Source organism: Polaromonas sp., from assembly GCF_030689685.1.
GTDB lineage: Bacteria > Pseudomonadota > Gammaproteobacteria > Burkholderiales > Burkholderiaceae_C > Polaromonas.
In genome coordinates this window covers 21,541-37,550 of record NZ_JAUYEY010000087.1, presented here as the reverse complement: position 1 = coordinate 37,550, position 16,010 = coordinate 21,541, and the positions used below count along the sequence as shown (strand labels likewise).

Annotated in this window: 14 protein-coding genes, 1 tRNA gene and 1 pseudogene; 5 read left to right on the top strand and 11 right to left on the bottom strand. The window is 59.7% G+C overall.

Annotated features, from left to right (window positions below; translation table 11 throughout):
• Nucleotides 1–2: 2 nt before the first annotated feature.
• The 9 genes and pseudogenes from miaB to Q8O29_RS18365 form a co-directional block, all read right to left on the bottom strand.
• The gene (gene miaB, locus Q8O29_RS18405; protein WP_305565458.1) at nt 3–1,349 is read right to left on the bottom strand and encodes a tRNA (N6-isopentenyl adenosine(37)-C2)-methylthiotransferase MiaB; all 1,347 of its coding nucleotides are present in this window, start codon (nt 1,347–1,349) and stop codon (nt 3–5) included.
• Nucleotides 1,350–1,429: 80 nt separating this feature from the next.
• Nucleotides 1,430–1,876, bottom strand: a complete 447-nt coding sequence (locus Q8O29_RS18400; protein WP_305565456.1) for a hypothetical protein — start codon at nt 1,874–1,876, stop codon at nt 1,430–1,432.
• A gap of 67 nt (nt 1,877–1,943) precedes the next feature.
• Nucleotides 1,944–2,020 (bottom strand) — tRNA-Met (locus Q8O29_RS18395).
• A 135-nt stretch (nt 2,021–2,155) separates the two neighbouring features.
• Nucleotides 2,156–2,928 (bottom strand): annotated as a pseudogene (locus Q8O29_RS18390) (transposase).
• A 53-nt stretch (nt 2,929–2,981) separates the two neighbouring features.
• Nucleotides 2,982–4,652 (bottom strand): GMC family oxidoreductase, encoded by a 1,671-nt coding sequence (locus tag Q8O29_RS18385; RefSeq protein ID WP_305565454.1) that lies wholly within the window; start codon nt 4,650–4,652, stop codon nt 2,982–2,984.
• Between the two features lie 69 nt (nt 4,653–4,721).
• Nucleotides 4,722–6,128, bottom strand: coding sequence for an aldehyde dehydrogenase family protein (locus Q8O29_RS18380; RefSeq protein ID WP_305565452.1), 1,407 nt, complete (start codon nt 6,126–6,128; stop codon nt 4,722–4,724).
• A gap of 127 nt (nt 6,129–6,255) precedes the next feature.
• Nucleotides 6,256–7,146 (bottom strand): helix-turn-helix domain-containing protein, encoded by an 891-nt coding sequence (locus tag Q8O29_RS18375; RefSeq protein WP_305565450.1) that lies wholly within the window; start codon nt 7,144–7,146, stop codon nt 6,256–6,258.
• A 220-nt stretch (nt 7,147–7,366) separates the two neighbouring features.
• Nucleotides 7,367–8,550, bottom strand: a protein-coding gene (locus Q8O29_RS18370; RefSeq protein ID WP_371134277.1) for an IS3 family transposase whose coding sequence is annotated in 2 segments (ribosomal slippage) — nt 7,367–8,301 and nt 8,301–8,550 — 1,185 coding nt in all. Because the reading frame shifts where the segments join, the coding sequence is not laid out codon by codon here.
• 77 nt (nt 8,551–8,627) lie between these two features.
• Nucleotides 8,628–8,930: a DUF2834 domain-containing protein gene (locus tag Q8O29_RS18365; protein WP_305565447.1), complete on the bottom strand. Its 303-nt coding sequence runs from the start codon at nt 8,928–8,930 to the stop codon at nt 8,628–8,630.
• 104 nt (nt 8,931–9,034) lie between these two features.
• On the opposite strand from Q8O29_RS18365, the gene Q8O29_RS18360 reads away from it, so the two are divergent.
• Nucleotides 9,035–9,844 (top strand): helix-turn-helix transcriptional regulator, encoded by an 810-nt coding sequence (locus tag Q8O29_RS18360; protein ID WP_305565445.1) that lies wholly within the window; start codon nt 9,035–9,037, stop codon nt 9,842–9,844.
• 157 nt (nt 9,845–10,001) lie between these two features.
• Here the strand turns inward: Q8O29_RS18360 and Q8O29_RS18355 are convergent, their stop codons facing one another.
• Nucleotides 10,002–10,778: an enoyl-CoA hydratase gene (locus tag Q8O29_RS18355; RefSeq protein WP_305565443.1), complete on the bottom strand. Its 777-nt coding sequence runs from the start codon at nt 10,776–10,778 to the stop codon at nt 10,002–10,004.
• A gap of 123 nt (nt 10,779–10,901) precedes the next feature.
• On the opposite strand from Q8O29_RS18355, the gene Q8O29_RS18350 reads away from it, so the two are divergent.
• From Q8O29_RS18350 to Q8O29_RS18335, 4 genes are all read left to right on the top strand, one after another.
• Nucleotides 10,902–11,717, top strand: coding sequence for an enoyl-CoA hydratase-related protein (locus Q8O29_RS18350; protein WP_305565441.1), 816 nt, complete (start codon nt 10,902–10,904; stop codon nt 11,715–11,717).
• A 2-nt stretch (nt 11,718–11,719) separates the two neighbouring features.
• Nucleotides 11,720–12,157, top strand: coding sequence for a hydroxyphenylacetyl-CoA thioesterase PaaI (paaI, locus tag Q8O29_RS18345; protein WP_305565439.1), 438 nt, complete (start codon nt 11,720–11,722; stop codon nt 12,155–12,157).
• Nucleotides 12,154–13,446 (top strand): phenylacetate--CoA ligase PaaK, encoded by a 1,293-nt coding sequence (gene paaK, locus Q8O29_RS18340; protein ID WP_305565436.1) that lies wholly within the window; start codon nt 12,154–12,156, stop codon nt 13,444–13,446. Before paaI ends, paaK begins: the two co-directional genes overlap by 4 nt.
• A gap of 113 nt (nt 13,447–13,559) precedes the next feature.
• Nucleotides 13,560–14,066 carry a hypothetical protein gene (locus tag Q8O29_RS18335; RefSeq protein ID WP_305565434.1) on the top strand — a complete coding sequence of 169 codons (507 nt, stop codon included), beginning with the start codon at nt 13,560–13,562 and terminating at the stop codon, nt 14,064–14,066.
• Between the two features lie 9 nt (nt 14,067–14,075).
• Here Q8O29_RS18335 and Q8O29_RS18330 read toward each other — a convergent pair whose 3' ends face one another.
• Nucleotides 14,076–15,911, bottom strand: a complete 1,836-nt coding sequence (locus Q8O29_RS18330; protein ID WP_305565432.1) for a M61 family metallopeptidase — start codon at nt 15,909–15,911, stop codon at nt 14,076–14,078.
• Nucleotides 15,912–16,010: the final 99 nt, after the last annotated feature.

Here is a 16,010-nt window from a genome sequence, read left to right as displayed (position 1 = left end):
GCTCAGGCCGGCAGGGCTGCGTCCTCGTGCCGCAGCACCTGGCCGCGCAACGAGCGCTGCGAGGTTTCCGTGATGGTGACGTCAATCATCTGCCCGATCAGCCGGGGGGAACCGGTGAAATTGACGACGCGGTTGCATTCGGTGCGGCCCATCAGCTTGGATGCATCCTTGCGCGAGGCGCCTTCGACCAGGATGCGCTGCACCGTGCCCAAGCGGCTGGCGCTGATGGCGCGCACGTTGTCGTCGATGGCGGCCTGCAGACGCTGCAGGCGGGCGAGCTTGATCTCATGCGGCGTGTCGTCCGTCAGGTTGGCGGCAGGTGTGCCCGGCCTGGGACTGAAGATGAAACTGAACGAGGTGTCGTAACCCACGTCGTCAATGAGCTTCATCATCTTGTTAAAGTCGTTGTCGGTCTCGCCCGGGAAACCAACGATGAAGTCGCTGCTCATGGCCAGGTCCGGCCGGATGGCGCGCAGCTTGCGGATGGTGCTCTTGTATTCCATGACGGTGTAGCCGCGTTTCATCGCCATCAGGATGCGGTCCGAGCCGTGCTGCACCGGCAGGTGCAGGTGATTCACCAGCTTGGGCAACTTGCCATAGGCATCAATCAGGCGCTGCGTGAATTCATTCGGGTGGCTGGTGACGTAACGGATGCGTTCAATGCCGGGAATGTCGGAGACGTATTCGAGCAGCGTCGCAAAGTCTGCGATGTCAGCCGTGTTTCCCATCGGTCCGCGGTACGCATTGACGTTCTGGCCCAGCAGGGTGACTTCACGCACGCCCTGGTCGGCCAGGCCGGCGACTTCGACCAGCACGTCCTCAAACGGGCGCGAGACCTCTTCGCCGCGGGTGTAGGGCACCACGCAATAGCTGCAATATTTGGAGCAGCCTTCCATGATGCTGACAAAAGCGCTGGCGCCTTCGACGCGGGCCGGCGGCAGATGGTCGAACTTTTCAATCTCGGGAAAGCTGATGTCCACCTGCGACTGGCCCAGACGCATGCGCCTGCTCAGCAGGTCGGGCAGGCGGTGCAGGGTCTGCGGGCCGAACACCACATCGACATACGGCGCGCGTTCAATGATGGCCTCGCCCTCCTGACTGGCGACACAGCCGCCCACGCCGATCAGCACGCCTTTTTTCTTCAGGTGTTTGACCCGGCCGAGGTCGCTGAAAACCTTCTCCTGCGCCTTTTCACGCACCGAGCAGGTGTTGAACAGGATCAGGTCGGCCTCGTCCACATTGCTGGTGGGCTCGTAACCCTCAGCCGCGTGCAGCACGTCGGACATCTTGTCGGAGTCGTACTCATTCATCTGGCAGCCGAAGGTTTTGATAAAGACTTTTTTGGACATGGTATTTGCTATCGATGTGATAGCTGCTTGCGCAACTGCGGTATGGGCTGAAGGCCGATTTGGCTGTAGAACCAGCGCAACTACTGCTTGTAGCGCGGCAGCTGGTTGTAGGGCGTCTTGCCGTCGTCCTGCGGGGCGGTGACCGACTCGAAGCCGAAGCTGAAATTGCGCGTGTTCAGGCCGGCGCGTTTTTCCTTGGCTTCCTCGGGGTTGAGGATCCACACCTCATAAACCTGTCCGCTGCTGTCGCGCGTGTAGTTGACCAGCAGTTCCTGGCCCAACAGGCTGCCCGACAGTACATAGTTGTTGTTGATGTTGCGGATACGGGCGCCCGGCGACAGCCGGTCGGGCTTGCCGTTCAGGCTGATTTCTGGCGGGGCCCGCACCACCAGCACACCGCGCAACGCGGTTTTTGGAAAGTTGCGTACGCTGGGCACCTCGTCGGTCTGTGCCAGCGCGGGCAGGGCCAGCAGGCTGGACAGCGCCAGTGCGGCGGCAAAGGTGGTGAAATTCAGGCAGCGTTTCATGGTGTATATCCAGAGGCTGTGATGTGAGCTCGCCCCAGGAAGCGTGGTTCCGGGGCTGAAGAATATGTGGTGGTGATAGGTGGACTTGAACCACCGACATCAGCATTATGAATGCTGCGCTCTAACCAACTGAGCTATATCACCGCGCGACCGAGATTATAGCGGCTCTTCCGTAAGTCTAATTGTTCAACCACAGGGCGCTGGCCTAGATTCCGGGGCAAACTGTTGGCGGCCCTGATGGGTGAGGGTTTGGACTTGACCCGCTTTCCTAGACATATTTCAGCTTCCAGTGCGAAGCTGCTCGAATGCCAGCGGGCTCAGCAGGTCAAGATGACTGTGCCTGCGGACTCGATTGTAGAAACCCTCGATGTAATCGAACACGTCTGACCTGGCATCGCCCCGTGTTCGATAGATCTGACGTTTGACTCTTTCCTTCTTCAGGCTACTGAAGAAGGATTCAGCCACCGCGTTATCGCAGCAGTTGCCCCGCCGGCTCATGCTGGGCAGCAAGGCGTTGTCTTTGCACCAGCGGTTGAAGTCATCGCTGGCAAGCCGGCTACCTTGGTCCGAATGAATGATCACCTCGGCCTTGGGCCTTCTGCGCCACACGGCCACGGTCAAGGCTTCATCGGTTTTGGCTCGCATCGACTTCGGCATGGCCTTCCAGGCGTAGTAGCGGCTGCGCTGCACTCGTAGCACCCGGCACATGCTCTTGAGGCGGAACTGTCCGTGGTACTCGGCCATGAAGGCGTACCTCACCCGGACACTTTGGCAAAGTACGCGGCGGCCTTATTTAAAATATCGCGCTCCTCGCTGGTTCGCTTGAGTTCGGCCTTGAGCCGGGCAATTTCACTTTTCAGCAAGGCGGCTTCACCGCTGCCAGCACCTTGCCGCTCCTTGGCTTGCCGGACCCAAAGGGATAGGCTTTTATCCGATACCCCGAGCCGGTTGGAAACCTCCACCACGCCGTGGCCCCGCTCAATGACTTGTTTGACTGCCTCAGCCTTGAACTCGGTCGTGTAGCTGACTCTCGACTTTCTCTCCTCTCTAATTTCGACCCTATCAGGTGTCTATTAAAGCGGGTCAAGTCCAGTTTTAATAAAGGCTACGCAGCTGCCTTGATCATGTCGGCGGCTTTCTCCGCAATCATGATCGTCGGCGCATTGGTGTTGCCGGACGACACGGCCGGCATGATCGATGCATCGACCACACGAAGACCAGTCACCCCGTGAACTTTGAGTTCATGGTTGACTACCGACATTGGGGACTGGCCCATTGCGCAGGTTCCCACTTGGTGGTGATAAGAGACGACGGCGCTTCGGCAGTACTCGGCTAGGTCTTTGTCGCTCGTCTTTTCCGGCCCCGGGAAGACTTCCCTGCCCCGCCATTCAGCGAGTGCAGGCTGATCGGCCACTTTGCGCATCGCCTTGATGCAGGTCACCAAGGTCTTGATGTCGTAATCAGTGGCCAGCACATTGGGGTCGATGTGGAGAGGGTCGCCGACCTTCCCGCCAGTCAGGCGAAGCTCGCCCCGACTTGTCGGCGTGACGCCAGCGGCACTAAGGGTGAATGCATTGGCCGGGCCTTCCTGTCCAGGTGCGTAATACGGCACGTGGAAGAACAGAGGCTGCATGTCGGGGCCGGGCAACCTCTCGTCGGACTTGGCAAACAGCTGCCCATGAAGCACCGTGATAGTCGGATCATTAGGCGCGGGAATCGGTTTCTTACTTTCGTAGATGACCGGCAGCAACGTGTGGTCGTGCAAGTTCTTTCCAACGCCCGGCAAGTGATGAACGACAGGAATACCGAACTGCGAAAGCTGCTTGCTGTCGCCGATCCCGGAAAGCAACAGTATCTTCGGTGACTCGAGCGTCCCACCGCTCAGGATCACTTCCTTGCGCACCGAGACATTGTGCACTTTTCCATCCTGCTCATAGACCACACCATTGCAGCGTTTGCCAGTAAACGCCACCTTGTGCACACGTGCATTGGTAATGACAGAGAGGTTGCCCCGGTCCAGCGCCGGACGCAGGAAGGCGACTGCAGTGCTGTGGCGCTTGCCATCCTTGGTATTCAGGTGATTGAAGCCCGCGCCCAGGATTTCGGCTCCGTTGTGATCCGTGTTCAAGGGATGCCCGGCTTGAACCGCCGCGTCGACCATGGCTTTGGTCACGATGTGCGGTGTGTACCGGGTTGTGACCTGCAGGGGCCCCCCCTGGCCGTGAAACTCATTCGCCCCCCGGTCGTAATTTTCGGATTTCTTGAAGTACGGCAAGATGCTTTTGTAGTCCCAGCCCTTGTTGCCGGCTTTGGCCCAGCCGTCATACACCGAAGAATGACCCCGCACGTAGATCATGCCGTTCAGCGAACTGCTGCCACCCAATGTCTTGCCGCGCGGCCAGTAGAGGGGGCGGTTGTGGGCATGCTTTTGCGGAGCCGTGTCATAAGCCCAGTCGTAGGGAGTTTTCCACAACTCGATCAGCCGGATCGGGGTGGATATTTTTTCCGAGTTGTCCGGACCGCCTGCTTCGATCAGCAAGACGCGGATATTCGGATTTTCGGTGAGGCGGTTCGCCAGCACGCAGCCTGCTGACCCGGCACCAACGATGACGTAGTCGAAGCTTCCGTTTTTATCCACGGCAGCATTGATTTTGGCGCCCACCATGAGGCCGCCGACCATCAGCGTTCCGCTAGCGATGCCTGCAGACTTGATGAACCGGCGTCGTGTAAACGGCACCTCGTCTTTCGTGATTTTTGATTGCTCTTGCTTTGTCATTTTGTCTCCAATGGGTAATTTTGAAATGCATGGCTTGAAAGTTCGGTGAGTGCTGGTCTCCTTGCTGTATCAGGAAAAAATGACTTGCTGCGCGGTGTATTCCTGCTGGCCTTCTTCCGCAAACTCAACCCCGAAGCCTGATGATTTCGTGCCGCCGAACGGGGCATTTGGCTGAATGGCGCCATGTTTATTGATCCAAACGGACCCACACTCCATCCGGCCAGCGACATGCTTGGCATGCTCAATATCGCGTGACCATACGGATCCCCCCAAGCCGTTCTGGCTGTCGTTGGCGGCCTTGATGGCCTCTTCAACATCGCGATAGCGGATCACCGGTAAAGCCGGGCCGAACTGCTCGTCGTCCACCAGGGCGTCGCCGTTCTTCAGGCCTGCAATGATGGTCGCCGGGAAGAACAGGCCGTCGCCGACTTCTCCGCCCAGCAGTAGTTCACCCTTTTTCCGGGCATCGGTCACGAGGCTCGCCACCTTGTCGAACTGCATACGGTTCTGTACCGGGCCCAACATGTTCTGCTCGGACATGCCGTCACCCATGGGGACCGACTTGGCAAAGGCAACAAGATTTTCGCAAACATCGTCATGAATGCTCTCATGCACGTAGAGCCGCTTCATCGCTGCGCAGGTCTGGCCGTTGTTGATGAAGCTACCCCAGAAGAGGCCCTCGGCGATGGCTTTGGGATCGCAGTCAGGCAGGACAATTCCAGCGTCATTGCCACCCAGCTCAAGAGTCAGGCGTTTCATCGTCGTGGCAGCGGACTGCATCACTTTCCGGCCTGTCGCACAGGAGCCGGTAAAGACGATTTTGCGAATACCGGGATGTGCTGCCATGGCTGCGCCAATGCCGCCCAAGTGGTCATCGCCCGTCACGCAGTTGATCACGCCGGTAGGCAAGACTTCATTGAAGAGTTCGACCATGCGCAAGGTCGCCAGCGGCGTGAACGGCGAGGGCTTAAGCACCACGGTGTTGCCGGTTCGAAGCGCCGGCAGGATGTGCCAGATGGCAATCATGACGGGAAAGTTCCATGGTGTGATCGATCCCACAACGCCGAGTGGCTTGCGGTGTAGCTCCACCCGGCCTTGTCCGTTGTCCTGCAGAACCTTCATGGGCAGGGACAAACCGGACGTGTAGTTTGCCCATGCGCCGGCACCGCCCATTTCCCAGCGTGAACCGAGACCGTTGAGCGGCTTTCCCTGCTCCAGGGTGATCAGCGTCGCAAGCTCATCGGAGTGGGCATTGATTTTTGCAGCGACGGCCAGGCAGGCTGCCTGCAATTCATCATCGGATTGTCTGGACCAACTCGCGAACGCTTTTTGCGCGGCGGAAACTGCCGAGTCCAGGTCGGTATTTGACGCATTTGGTGCTGTGCCGATGACCTGGCCAGTGGATGGATTTTTTACCTCGAAGGTGGTGGCGCCGGGAACGGCGCGGCCTCCGATAGTCATTTTCGCAACGTACATCAGGGACTTTCTGTGTTGGTAATCGTTTAAAGGTGGCTGGTACTTCAACGGTGAAGAGTGACCACACTTTAGGATTCCGGTCCCCGGACGTCTTGGAGCAAAACGTCATTCGTGATGGACTAGAGCGTCAGCAAGGGTTTACGATATGTCCCGGCGTGACACCGTACTTTTTGCGAAATTCACGGTAGAAAAATGACAGGTCATTAAAGCCGCAGCCATAGGCGACAGAGGAGACTAAGCGCGTATGCAAAGAACCGACCTGCAGCTTCAGGCGGTCATGCGACGCACTCAGGCGGGTATTGAGAATGCTGCGGCTCGGGGTTTCTCCAAGGCTCTGAAACAGGCGCTGGAGAGATCGTGGCGGCACATTCAATGTTGTAGCCAAGCTCACAGCATTGAAAGCGGGATCCGGAAACCGTAGTGAGATTTGCTGTAACGCGGCGCTCAAGAGCGTGTGGTTGCCTCTGAGCCTTGCGGGCACACCATGGCCGTAGCGCTCATGCAAGAATGACCCGAACACAGCCATGAATGCTTCTTTCAAATGGCCACTTTCATGGTTGGCAGGTTCCAGCATCTTTACCAAGATCGCCCGCATAGCCAGGCCCAGCGCATCCTGCTTGAGGATGCCAAGAGTGCTTTGAATTTTGGTGCCAAACCGAAGGCGCATCTCGTCCCTCGGCAAGTGCACCGAAATCTGCTGCGAACGCAGTCCCGCATAAATGAAGTCAGACGGCTTGGTCGAGTCGATGAGCGCGACGTCCCCCGGCTTCATCTGGAATTGTGTGCTCTCCTGGCACATGACAGCCCGGCCGTGATCCTGGAAAATCAGGAAATAATTCTCTCCGGGATCGCGCCTGATGCACTGCGCGTCTCGGCTGATGCGGTTGATGTTCTGACTGACGATGACAGCGTCCTGTCCTCCAAGCCGCGTGGATTCAGTACCGCCGCGAACGGAGTGTTGTCCATCCATCGGGACAACCGCGAATCGACCGCAGATTTTGTGCAAACGGTCCGTCATGGCATCCAGCGGGAGTACCTCATCGATTAGTGGGCTCAGAGCGTCCAAAGTCCAACTGACTGGATATGGGGAAACTGCGGGTTTTCCGCGTGCGGCAAAGCCCGATGACTCTGCAGCGTCCGAGACGTAAGGCGCAATAGATTTCACAATTTCTCTCCTAGTTTCTTAGGATATGGCTGGTCTGATCTTGCCCCTGTTTTCCGTACTCCTTAAGCCACCATTATACGGACTTCCTGTCTTGCTGCTGGGCCGCGATCCAGCGTTGCTCGAACGTCATCGGACTGACATAGCCCAACGTCGAGTGCAATCTCTTGTGGTTGTAGAAATTGAGCCAGTCCATCAGTTCGTCCATGGCCTCACGCCGAGTGGCAAACCGTCTGCCGTACAGTCTGCCGACCTTCAGCCGTCCCCACAGACTCTCGGTGGGTGCGTTGTCCCAGCAATTGCCCTTGCGGCTCATGGATGATTTCATCGCGTAGCCTTTGAGCTCGTTTTGAAACTCATGGCTGCAATACTGGCTGCCCCGGTCTGAGTGAAAGATCAGCCCAGGTGCCGGATGGCGCCTGAACCACGCCATACGCAGCGCATCGGTGACCACGCTGGTCTGCATATGATCCCTCATGCTCCAGCCCACCACTTGGCGGCTAAACAGGTCGATCACGCCGGTCAGATACAGCCAGCCTTCATCCGTGGCGATGTAGGTGATGTCGCTGCTCCACACCTGGTTGGGCGCCTCAGGTGTGAATTTGCGATCCAGCAGGTTTGGCGCAATCGGCAGGCTGTGTTTACTGTCCGTGGTGACGACAAACTTTCTCTTGCCCCGGGCCTTGATGCCGTGGCGCTGCATCAGCTTTCGCACACGCTCCTTGCCCACCCGAATGCCCCGAGCCAGTAGTTCCTTCCACATCTTGGGCCAGCCGTATTCCTCCTTGCCCTCGGCATGAATGGCCTTGATGTGGACCAGCAGGGCCTCGTCACTGATGCGTTTGTTCACCTCCGGCTTACTGGGCTTGGTGCAGTCTTTGCGGCGCCAGCGTTCAAAGTAGCCACTGGCGCTGACCTCCAGCACCTCACAGGTCAGCGTGATGGGCCAGCGCGCTTTGTGCCCGGCTATCCAGGCGTACTTCACAGGGCTTCCCGCGCGAAGTACGCCGTGGCCTTTTTTAAGATGTCGCGCTCCATCTTCACCCTGGATAACTCTGCCCGCAGTCGGTCCAGCTCCATTTGTTCTGGGCTCACAGGCTTGTCGCCTGCGCCTTTGAGTTGGCCTTTACCGCTGAGGCGAACCCAGTTGCCTAGAGTCTGCACCGGCAGGCCCAATATCTTCGGAGTCACAGGCACCGCCTCCAGCTTGAGTTCCAGGGTGTATTTGCCCCGGGCTTGTCCGTCCTTTCTCTTGCTCATTTCGCCATCTCCAATGTCTAACTTTGACCATCAGCTATGGAGTACGTTTTTCGGGGGCAAGATCAGTATGAGACAGATCAGATGTTTTGGGGAATTTGTACACGCTTCTTCGCAGTGATGAAATACAGCAGCGGGCCAAACGAGCCTGACACCATGCTCAATGCCAGCCAAGGCCAAGGATTGCGTCCGGTATTTTGAGCATCACGCCACATCCAGTACATGCAGATGCCGACGGCGATGAGCAGGTCTGCCAACACTTGCTGTGTGCCAAAGTTTGCAAACTGCTGTGTGAAAAGTGCCCAGTAGCCCACTTGCCAGAGCGATGCCATACTCAGCACCGTAAATGGGATCAAGACCAAGGCGACGATAAATTTCAGCATGAGATGTTCCTTTCAAAGAGGGCCCTAGTGTGCGTCGCGCTGTGAATGGGGGCAACTACGTCGCAGGTAATTGCGCAGGCCTTAAGCGGTGATTCAATGAAGGCATGGACACCTTAGCCAGCCCCACTCTGCGAAACACTTTGCAAACCGCGCGCAAATCGCGCCGCTTGAGCCAACTGGAATTGGCGCTGCGCATGGGGGTTTCGCAGAGGCATGTGAGCTTTGTGGAGAGTGGCCGTGCGCAGCCAAGCCGTGAGCTGCTGCTGATTTGGCTGCAAGAGCTGCAAGCCCCGCTGGCATTGCGCAATGTGGCGTTGCAGCAGGCGGGGTTTGCGCCGGCGTATCGTGGTGCAGAGCTGGGGGATGCGGTGCTCGCGCCTGTGCGCGAGGCTTTGGGGCGCTTGCTGGCCGCGCATGACCCGATGCCTGCACTGGTGATGGATGCCGCTTGGAATGTGCTGCAAATGAACCGTGGTGCGCGCTGGATGACTGTGGCGCTCATGCCTTCGCTCGCTCAGCTTCCGCCCGATGCACCGTTCAATTTGCTCGATGCCATGCTTCATCCTGAGGGCATGACCCGCCACCTGACGAATCTAGAAGAAGTCGCCCCCGCGATGCTCGCGCACCTGCGCGACGACGCGAGCATGATGCCTGACATCTCGCCGCGAGTGGAGCAATTGGCCGCGCAGTTTCAGCAGCGCTTGGGAAAAAGGTTGTTGGCGCAGTGGCCAAGGCAAATCGCACCGGTGCTGACCACACGGTTTGCTACTGCGCATGGCGAGTTGGCGTTTTTCAGCATGTTCTCTACGTTTGGTACACCGCAAGACATCACGCTCGCATCACTGCGGGTAGAGCATGTGTTTGCTGCTGATGTGGCTACTCGGCAGGTAGTAGAGCGCTGGGTGGTTGGGTGAAGCGGGGCCTCGGTGGCGCAGCACGATGTCTCCAGTGACCTAACATGATGTGGCCGAACACCTATCTTGGCATTCTCAATTTAGAGGACGGAATAAACCGGAAACCCATCCGTTGATTCCGAGGCCGCACAGGCAGCGCGGTGAGCCCCCCGCTGAGCTATCGATTTGTAAACAGGGGCTTGCGTTTATTCACAAAAGCGTCCATGCCCTCTTTCTGGTCGTCGGTGGCAAAAGCCGCGTGAAACAGGCGCCGTTCGAACATGATGCCGTCGGCCAGCGTGCCTTCATAGGCACGGTTCACCGCCTCCTTGGCAGCCATCACCGCAATCTGGCCATAGTCGCAGATCTGCAAGGCCGCGCCCAGGGCTTCGTCCATCAGCTTGTCCAGCGGCACCACGCGGCTGGCCAGGCCGCTGCGCTCGGCTTCCGCCGCGTCCATCATCCTGCCGGTCAGCACCAGGTCCATGGCTTTGGCTTTGCCCACGGCGCGCGGCAGGCGCTGTGTGCCGCCAGCACCCGGGATGATGCCCAGCTTGATTTCGGGCTGGCCAAAGCGGGCGTTGTCAGCGGCAATGATGAAGTCGCACATCATCGCCAGCTCACAGCCGCCGCCCAGCGCAAAGCCGCTGACCGCCGCGATCACTGGCTTGCGTATGCTGCGGATCTGCTCCCAGTTGCGCGTGATGTAGTCGTTTTTGTAGACATCGGCAAAGCCGTAACTGGCCATGGCGCCTATGTCGGCGCCGGCTGCAAAGGCCTTTTCGCTGCCGGTCAGAATCATGCAGCCGATGTTGTCGTCCGCATCGAAAGCCTTGAGCGCCGCGCCCAGCTCGTCCATCAGCTGGTCGTTCAGCGCATTGAGCTGCTTGGGCCGGTTCAGGGTGATGATGGCCACGCGGCCCTCGGTTTTGGTCAGAATCATCTCGTAGGTCATGGCGCTTTCCTTTTTTGCTGCTGAATCATGCCATGCTGGCAGCACGCGCAGCCAAGGGAAAACATTAACCGACCAATCGGTCGGTTAATGCTAAATTCCATTCATTCAAAGCAGGAGACATGTATGAGCGATGCCCCTTCCGAACCGTCGGTGCTGTTTTCCATTCAGGGCGGCGTCGCACTGGTCACGCTGAACCGGCCGCTGGCGCTGAACAGTTTCACCCGCCAGATGCACCGGCAGCTATGGGATGCGCTGGACAAGGTGGATGCCGACACCGCGATACGTGCGCTGGTGATCACCGGCGCCGGCCGCGCCTTCTGCGCCGGGGCCGATCTGGCGGAGTTCGACTTTGAACCCGGCCCGGACCTGGTCAAGCGGGCTGACCCCGGCCCCATCATCGACCAGGCTTTCAACCCGACGGTCAGGCGCCTGCAGGCGCTGCGTGTGCCGACCATCGCCGCAGTGAACGGCGTGGCCGCTGGCGCCGGCGCTTCGCTGGCCATGACCTGCGACCTGGCGGTTGCCGCGCCGACCGCCAGCTTTATCCAGGCCTTCAGCAAGATTGGCCTGGTGCCTGACGCAGGTGGCTCGTGGTTTCTGGTCAAGCGCCTGGGCCTGGCGCGCGCCATGGGCCTGGCCATGCTGGGTGACAAACTCAGCGCAAAAGACGCGAAGGACTGGGGAATGATCTGGGATGTGGCAGGCGAAGGCGAAAGCTGCGTGGACAAAGCCATGCAACTGGCCGCGCGCCTGGCGCAGATGCCGACCCGCGCTTTGGTGGCTACCCGGCATCTGCTCAGCGAAGGCGCGAGCCGCGGGCTGGAACAGCAACTCGATCATGAACGTGACACGCAGTCGGCGCTGGGCCAGACCCATGACTACATCGAAGGTGTGACAGCCTTTCTTGAGAAGCGCGCCCCGGCGTTCAGGGGCAACTAGCCATGGATGCAAAACAGCTGGCCCAGGCAGTGGGCGAAGCCATGTTTGCGGCAGACAGCGCCTCGCGTGACTTCATGCAGATGGAACTGCTGTCCTGCGAGCCGGGACGCGCGCTGATGCGCATGACCGTACGTGAGGCCATGCTCAACGGCCACAAAATCTGCCATGGCGGCCTGATATTCACGCTGGCCGACTCCACCTTTGCCTTTGCCTGCAACAGCCACAACTTGGTGGCGGTGGCTGCGGGCTGCAGCATCGAATTCCTCAAACCCGGGCAGCTTGGTGATGTGCTGACCTGCGAAGGCGTGGAGCAGACGCTGCAGGGCCGGCATGGCATTTACGACATGAAGGTCAGCAACCAGCGCGGCGAGGTGATTGCGATGTTTCGCGGCAAAAGCGCGCAGATAGCCGGAAGCGTGATTGCGGGGCCATCGGCATGAAAATTTTCCCCCTGGAAGCGATAGAAAAGGCGAGCCTGGACGAGCTGCGTGCATTGCAGCTCAAACGTCTTCGGGCCACGCTGCAACATGCTTACCGCCACTCGCCGGTGTACAAGGCCAAGTTTGACGCTGCCGGGGTGCACCCCGATGATTGCCGCTCGCTGGCCGACCTGGCGAAGTTTCCCTTCACCACAAAAGGCGACCTGCGGGACAGCTACCCTTTTGGCATGCTGGCGGTGCCACGCGAGCAGTGTGTGCGGCTGCATGCATCCAGTGGCACTACCGGCAAGCCTACGGTTGTTGCCTACACAAAAAACGACGTGGACATGTGGGCCGGTTGCGTGGCGCGCAGCATTCGCGCGGCCGGTGCGCGTCCGGGCGACCTGGTGCACATCAGTTATGGCTACGGCCTGTTCACCGGTGGGCTGGGTGCGCATTATGGCGCCGAAAAGCTGGGCCTGACGGTCGTGCCCTTCGGCGGCGGACAGACCGAGCGCCAGGTGCAACTGATCACCGACTTCAGGCCCGACATCATCATGGTCACGCCCAGCTACATGCTTGCGATTGCCGACGAGTTTGAAAAGCAGGGCATGAGCGCTGCAGACACCAGTTTGCGCACCGGCATCTTCGGCGCAGAGCCCTGGACCAATGACATGCGGCATGCGATTGAAAAACGCATGGGCATAGCTGCGGTGGATATCTACGGCCTCAGCGAAGTGATCGGCCCCGGCGTAGCCAGCGAGTGCGTTGAAACCAAGGACGGCCCAACCATCTGGGAGGATCATTTTTACCCTGAGATCATCAACCCCGATACCGGTGAGTTGCTGCCCGACGGCGAGCTCGGCGAGCTGGTGTTTACCAGCCTCACCAAAGAGGCGTTACCCATCATTCGTTACCGCACGCGCGACCTGACGCGGCTGCTGCCGGGCAGCGCCCGCAGCATGCGCCGCATGGAAAAAATCACCGGCCGCAGCGACGACATGATGATTGTGCGCGGCGTCAATGTGTTCCCCACGCAGATCGAGGAGCTGATCCTCAAGCGCGCCGAACTCGCGCCGCATTACCAGTGCATCCTCACGCGCGAGGGCATGCTGGACTGCTTGCGTGTGGTCGTGGAAACGCGGCCCGGCCTGAGCCCCGACAGCCCCGATGCGCAGGCCGCAGCGCGCCTGCTGCAGCATGAGATCAAGGCCTACGTGGGCACCACCGCCGAGATCGAGTTGCGCGCCGAGGGTGGGGTCGAGCGCAGCCTGGGCAAGGCCAAGCGGGTGCTGGACCGACGGGGCTAAGCAAGTCGGACCTCTGGTCTGCGGCTTCCGGACGGTCGCGGGTAAGCACCTCTCGACGTTGAGCCGCTTTAGTTTTAGACTGAATTCCACGACAACAGGTGTGGAGATTTCGCATGGTTAACAAGCAAGCGATTTATCAAAAAACCCTCAAAGGATCGGAGGCGATTGCAAACCGGCAATCGGGGATTGCCCCCAAGCTGCGCTCGCTGCTGATCATGGTGGATGGCAAGCGGACGCAGGCGGAGTTGACTGTCATGGCCGCAGCGCTTGGCGATCCGGAGCGCCTGTCCGAGCTGGAAGCCGAGGGACTGGTGGAGCCATTCTTCGTGGAAGACAGAACCCTGCCGGCCGCGCTCGAGCCCGCAGCCCAGCAGACGGAGACTGAGGTTCCGCAGCGTGTAGCCAACCTGGCGCAGGCGCAGCGCTTTTCGTCGCATTTGCTGGAACACACCGTGGGCCCCATGGCCGAGCCGCTGTGCATCAAGATCGAGAAGGCGAGCAACCTTGCCGACTTTGTCGATGTGATCAAACGGGCTCGGGAAATTGTTCGGGAAGTCAGGGGCAGCGCCGAGGCTGAGCGTTTTATCGCCCAGATCGAGGCGCAAATGCCTGTTGGCTGAGCCTCTCGATCAGGAGGCGGTCCCTAACCACTTCTCCACCAGGCCGGTGTCCCTGCTCACGAGCCGCCAGGTGGTCGTGTTCGGCGGCAACTGCAGTTCGAGGCGAAGCAGGCGTTTGTCGCGTGCAATCCATGCCATGATTTTTTTGCCGGGGCTGACGTAAAGCGACAATTGCTCCAGTTTGTCAATGCGCCAACCCTGGCCGGGAGTTGCAGCGGAGTGCCGACTTTTCCCGGCTGGCGGCGTTTCGATGCCCAGCCATTCGTCGCCGGCGGAGAATCCGGCGCGTTCGGCCGCACCGCCGCGTAAGACCGTTTTGACATGCACGCTTCCCGCAGATTCCTGGACACGCAGCCCCAGCGCCTGAGCCAGTTGCGCGGGCTCTTGCAGCACGGCCACACCGTGGCGCTTGAGCAAGTCTTCCAGGGGCAGCTCGCTGGTGCCGTGTATCCAGGCCGCGATTTCAACCGCGTAGGAACGGCCACTGACTTCCTGCAGCGCGGCCGCAAAGGCCGCTTCGCTCATGGGGCCCGCCTTGCAGCGCAGCCACAACGCGCGCATAACCTCGTCCAGATTCGCCGGCCCGCCGACGCCGCTTTCACTGCGCAGGCTCAGGTCAAAACACAGGGCCACCAGTGCACCTTTGGTGTAATAACTGACGGTGGCGTTCGGTGTGTTTTCGTCCTGGCGGTAATACTTGACCCAGGCGTCGAAGCTGGCCTGCGCGACCGACTGCACCAGTCGTCCCGGCGTTTGCATCACCTGGTTGATGGTCTTGTTGAGCAGCCGCAGGTAGCCCGCGTCGTCGAGCAGGCCGGCGCGGCGCAGCAGCAGGTCGTCGTAGTAACTCGTGAAACCCTCAAAAAACCAGAGCAGCTCGGTGTAGTTCTCGCTGTCGTAGCGGTAGCTGGCAAACTCTGCCGGTCGCAAACGCTTGACGTTCCAGGTGTGAAAGTACTCGTGGCTGATCAGGCCGCGCAGCGTGGTGTAACCCTCGGGCAACTTGCCCTCGCCCAGGCGTGGCAAGTCCTTGCGGTTGCAGATCAGCGCGGTGGAGTTGCGGTGCTCCAGGCCGCCATAACCGTCGTCCACCGCATAAAGCATGAACAGATAGTTTTTGTAGGGCGGTTTTTTATTGCTATGCCAGAAACGGATATGCGTCTCGCAAATTTTCTTGGTGTCGGCCAGCAAGCGGGGACCGTCAAAACCGGCGGTGGCGCCAGCTACCACAAAGCGGTGCGGCACGCCGCAGGCGCTGAAACTCCCGTTCCAGAAGGGGCCCATCTCCACCGGGCAGTCCACCAGTTCGTCGTAGTCCGCAGCCAGGTAGCTGCCGAAGCCCAGCTTGTTGATTTTCAGTGAGCTGAGCCCGGTGGCGACCGACCAGCCGGCCGTGGCAGACGATGCCGCCACATCCAGCAGGTGCGGCGCCTGCGACTGGCCCTCGACGCGCAGGCACAGCGAGCTGCCGTTGAAAAAACCGCGATGTGCATCCAGACAGGCCGTGCGCACCGAGTTGTCGTTGGCGTACACCTCATAAACCAGTTGCAGCGGTTTGTCGGGGTTGCAGCGAATCTCCCAGCTGCATTTGTCGAGTTGCCGCAACTGCGTCTGCGGCAGCGCCCTTGTTCCCTGCCTGGCGCGCAGCCCCTGCAGATTTTTGGAGAACTCACGCACCAGGTAGCTGCCGGGAATCCACACCGGCAGGGCCAGCCGCTGCAACGCGGCGGGCTGGGCTATGCTCAGCGTGATACGAAACAGATGGGCATGAAGGTCGGCAATCTCGACGCGGTAACGAATGGCTGCAGACGGAGGCGGTGGGGGCGTGGCACGTTGCTTGGGCATATGGGTGGAAAGAATACCTGAATACGCGGCCACCTTTTTGCGGCAGCGCGGTGTGTCGCCGGTGGCCTTGCCGTGCTATCAAAAAAATAGCTACTCGTG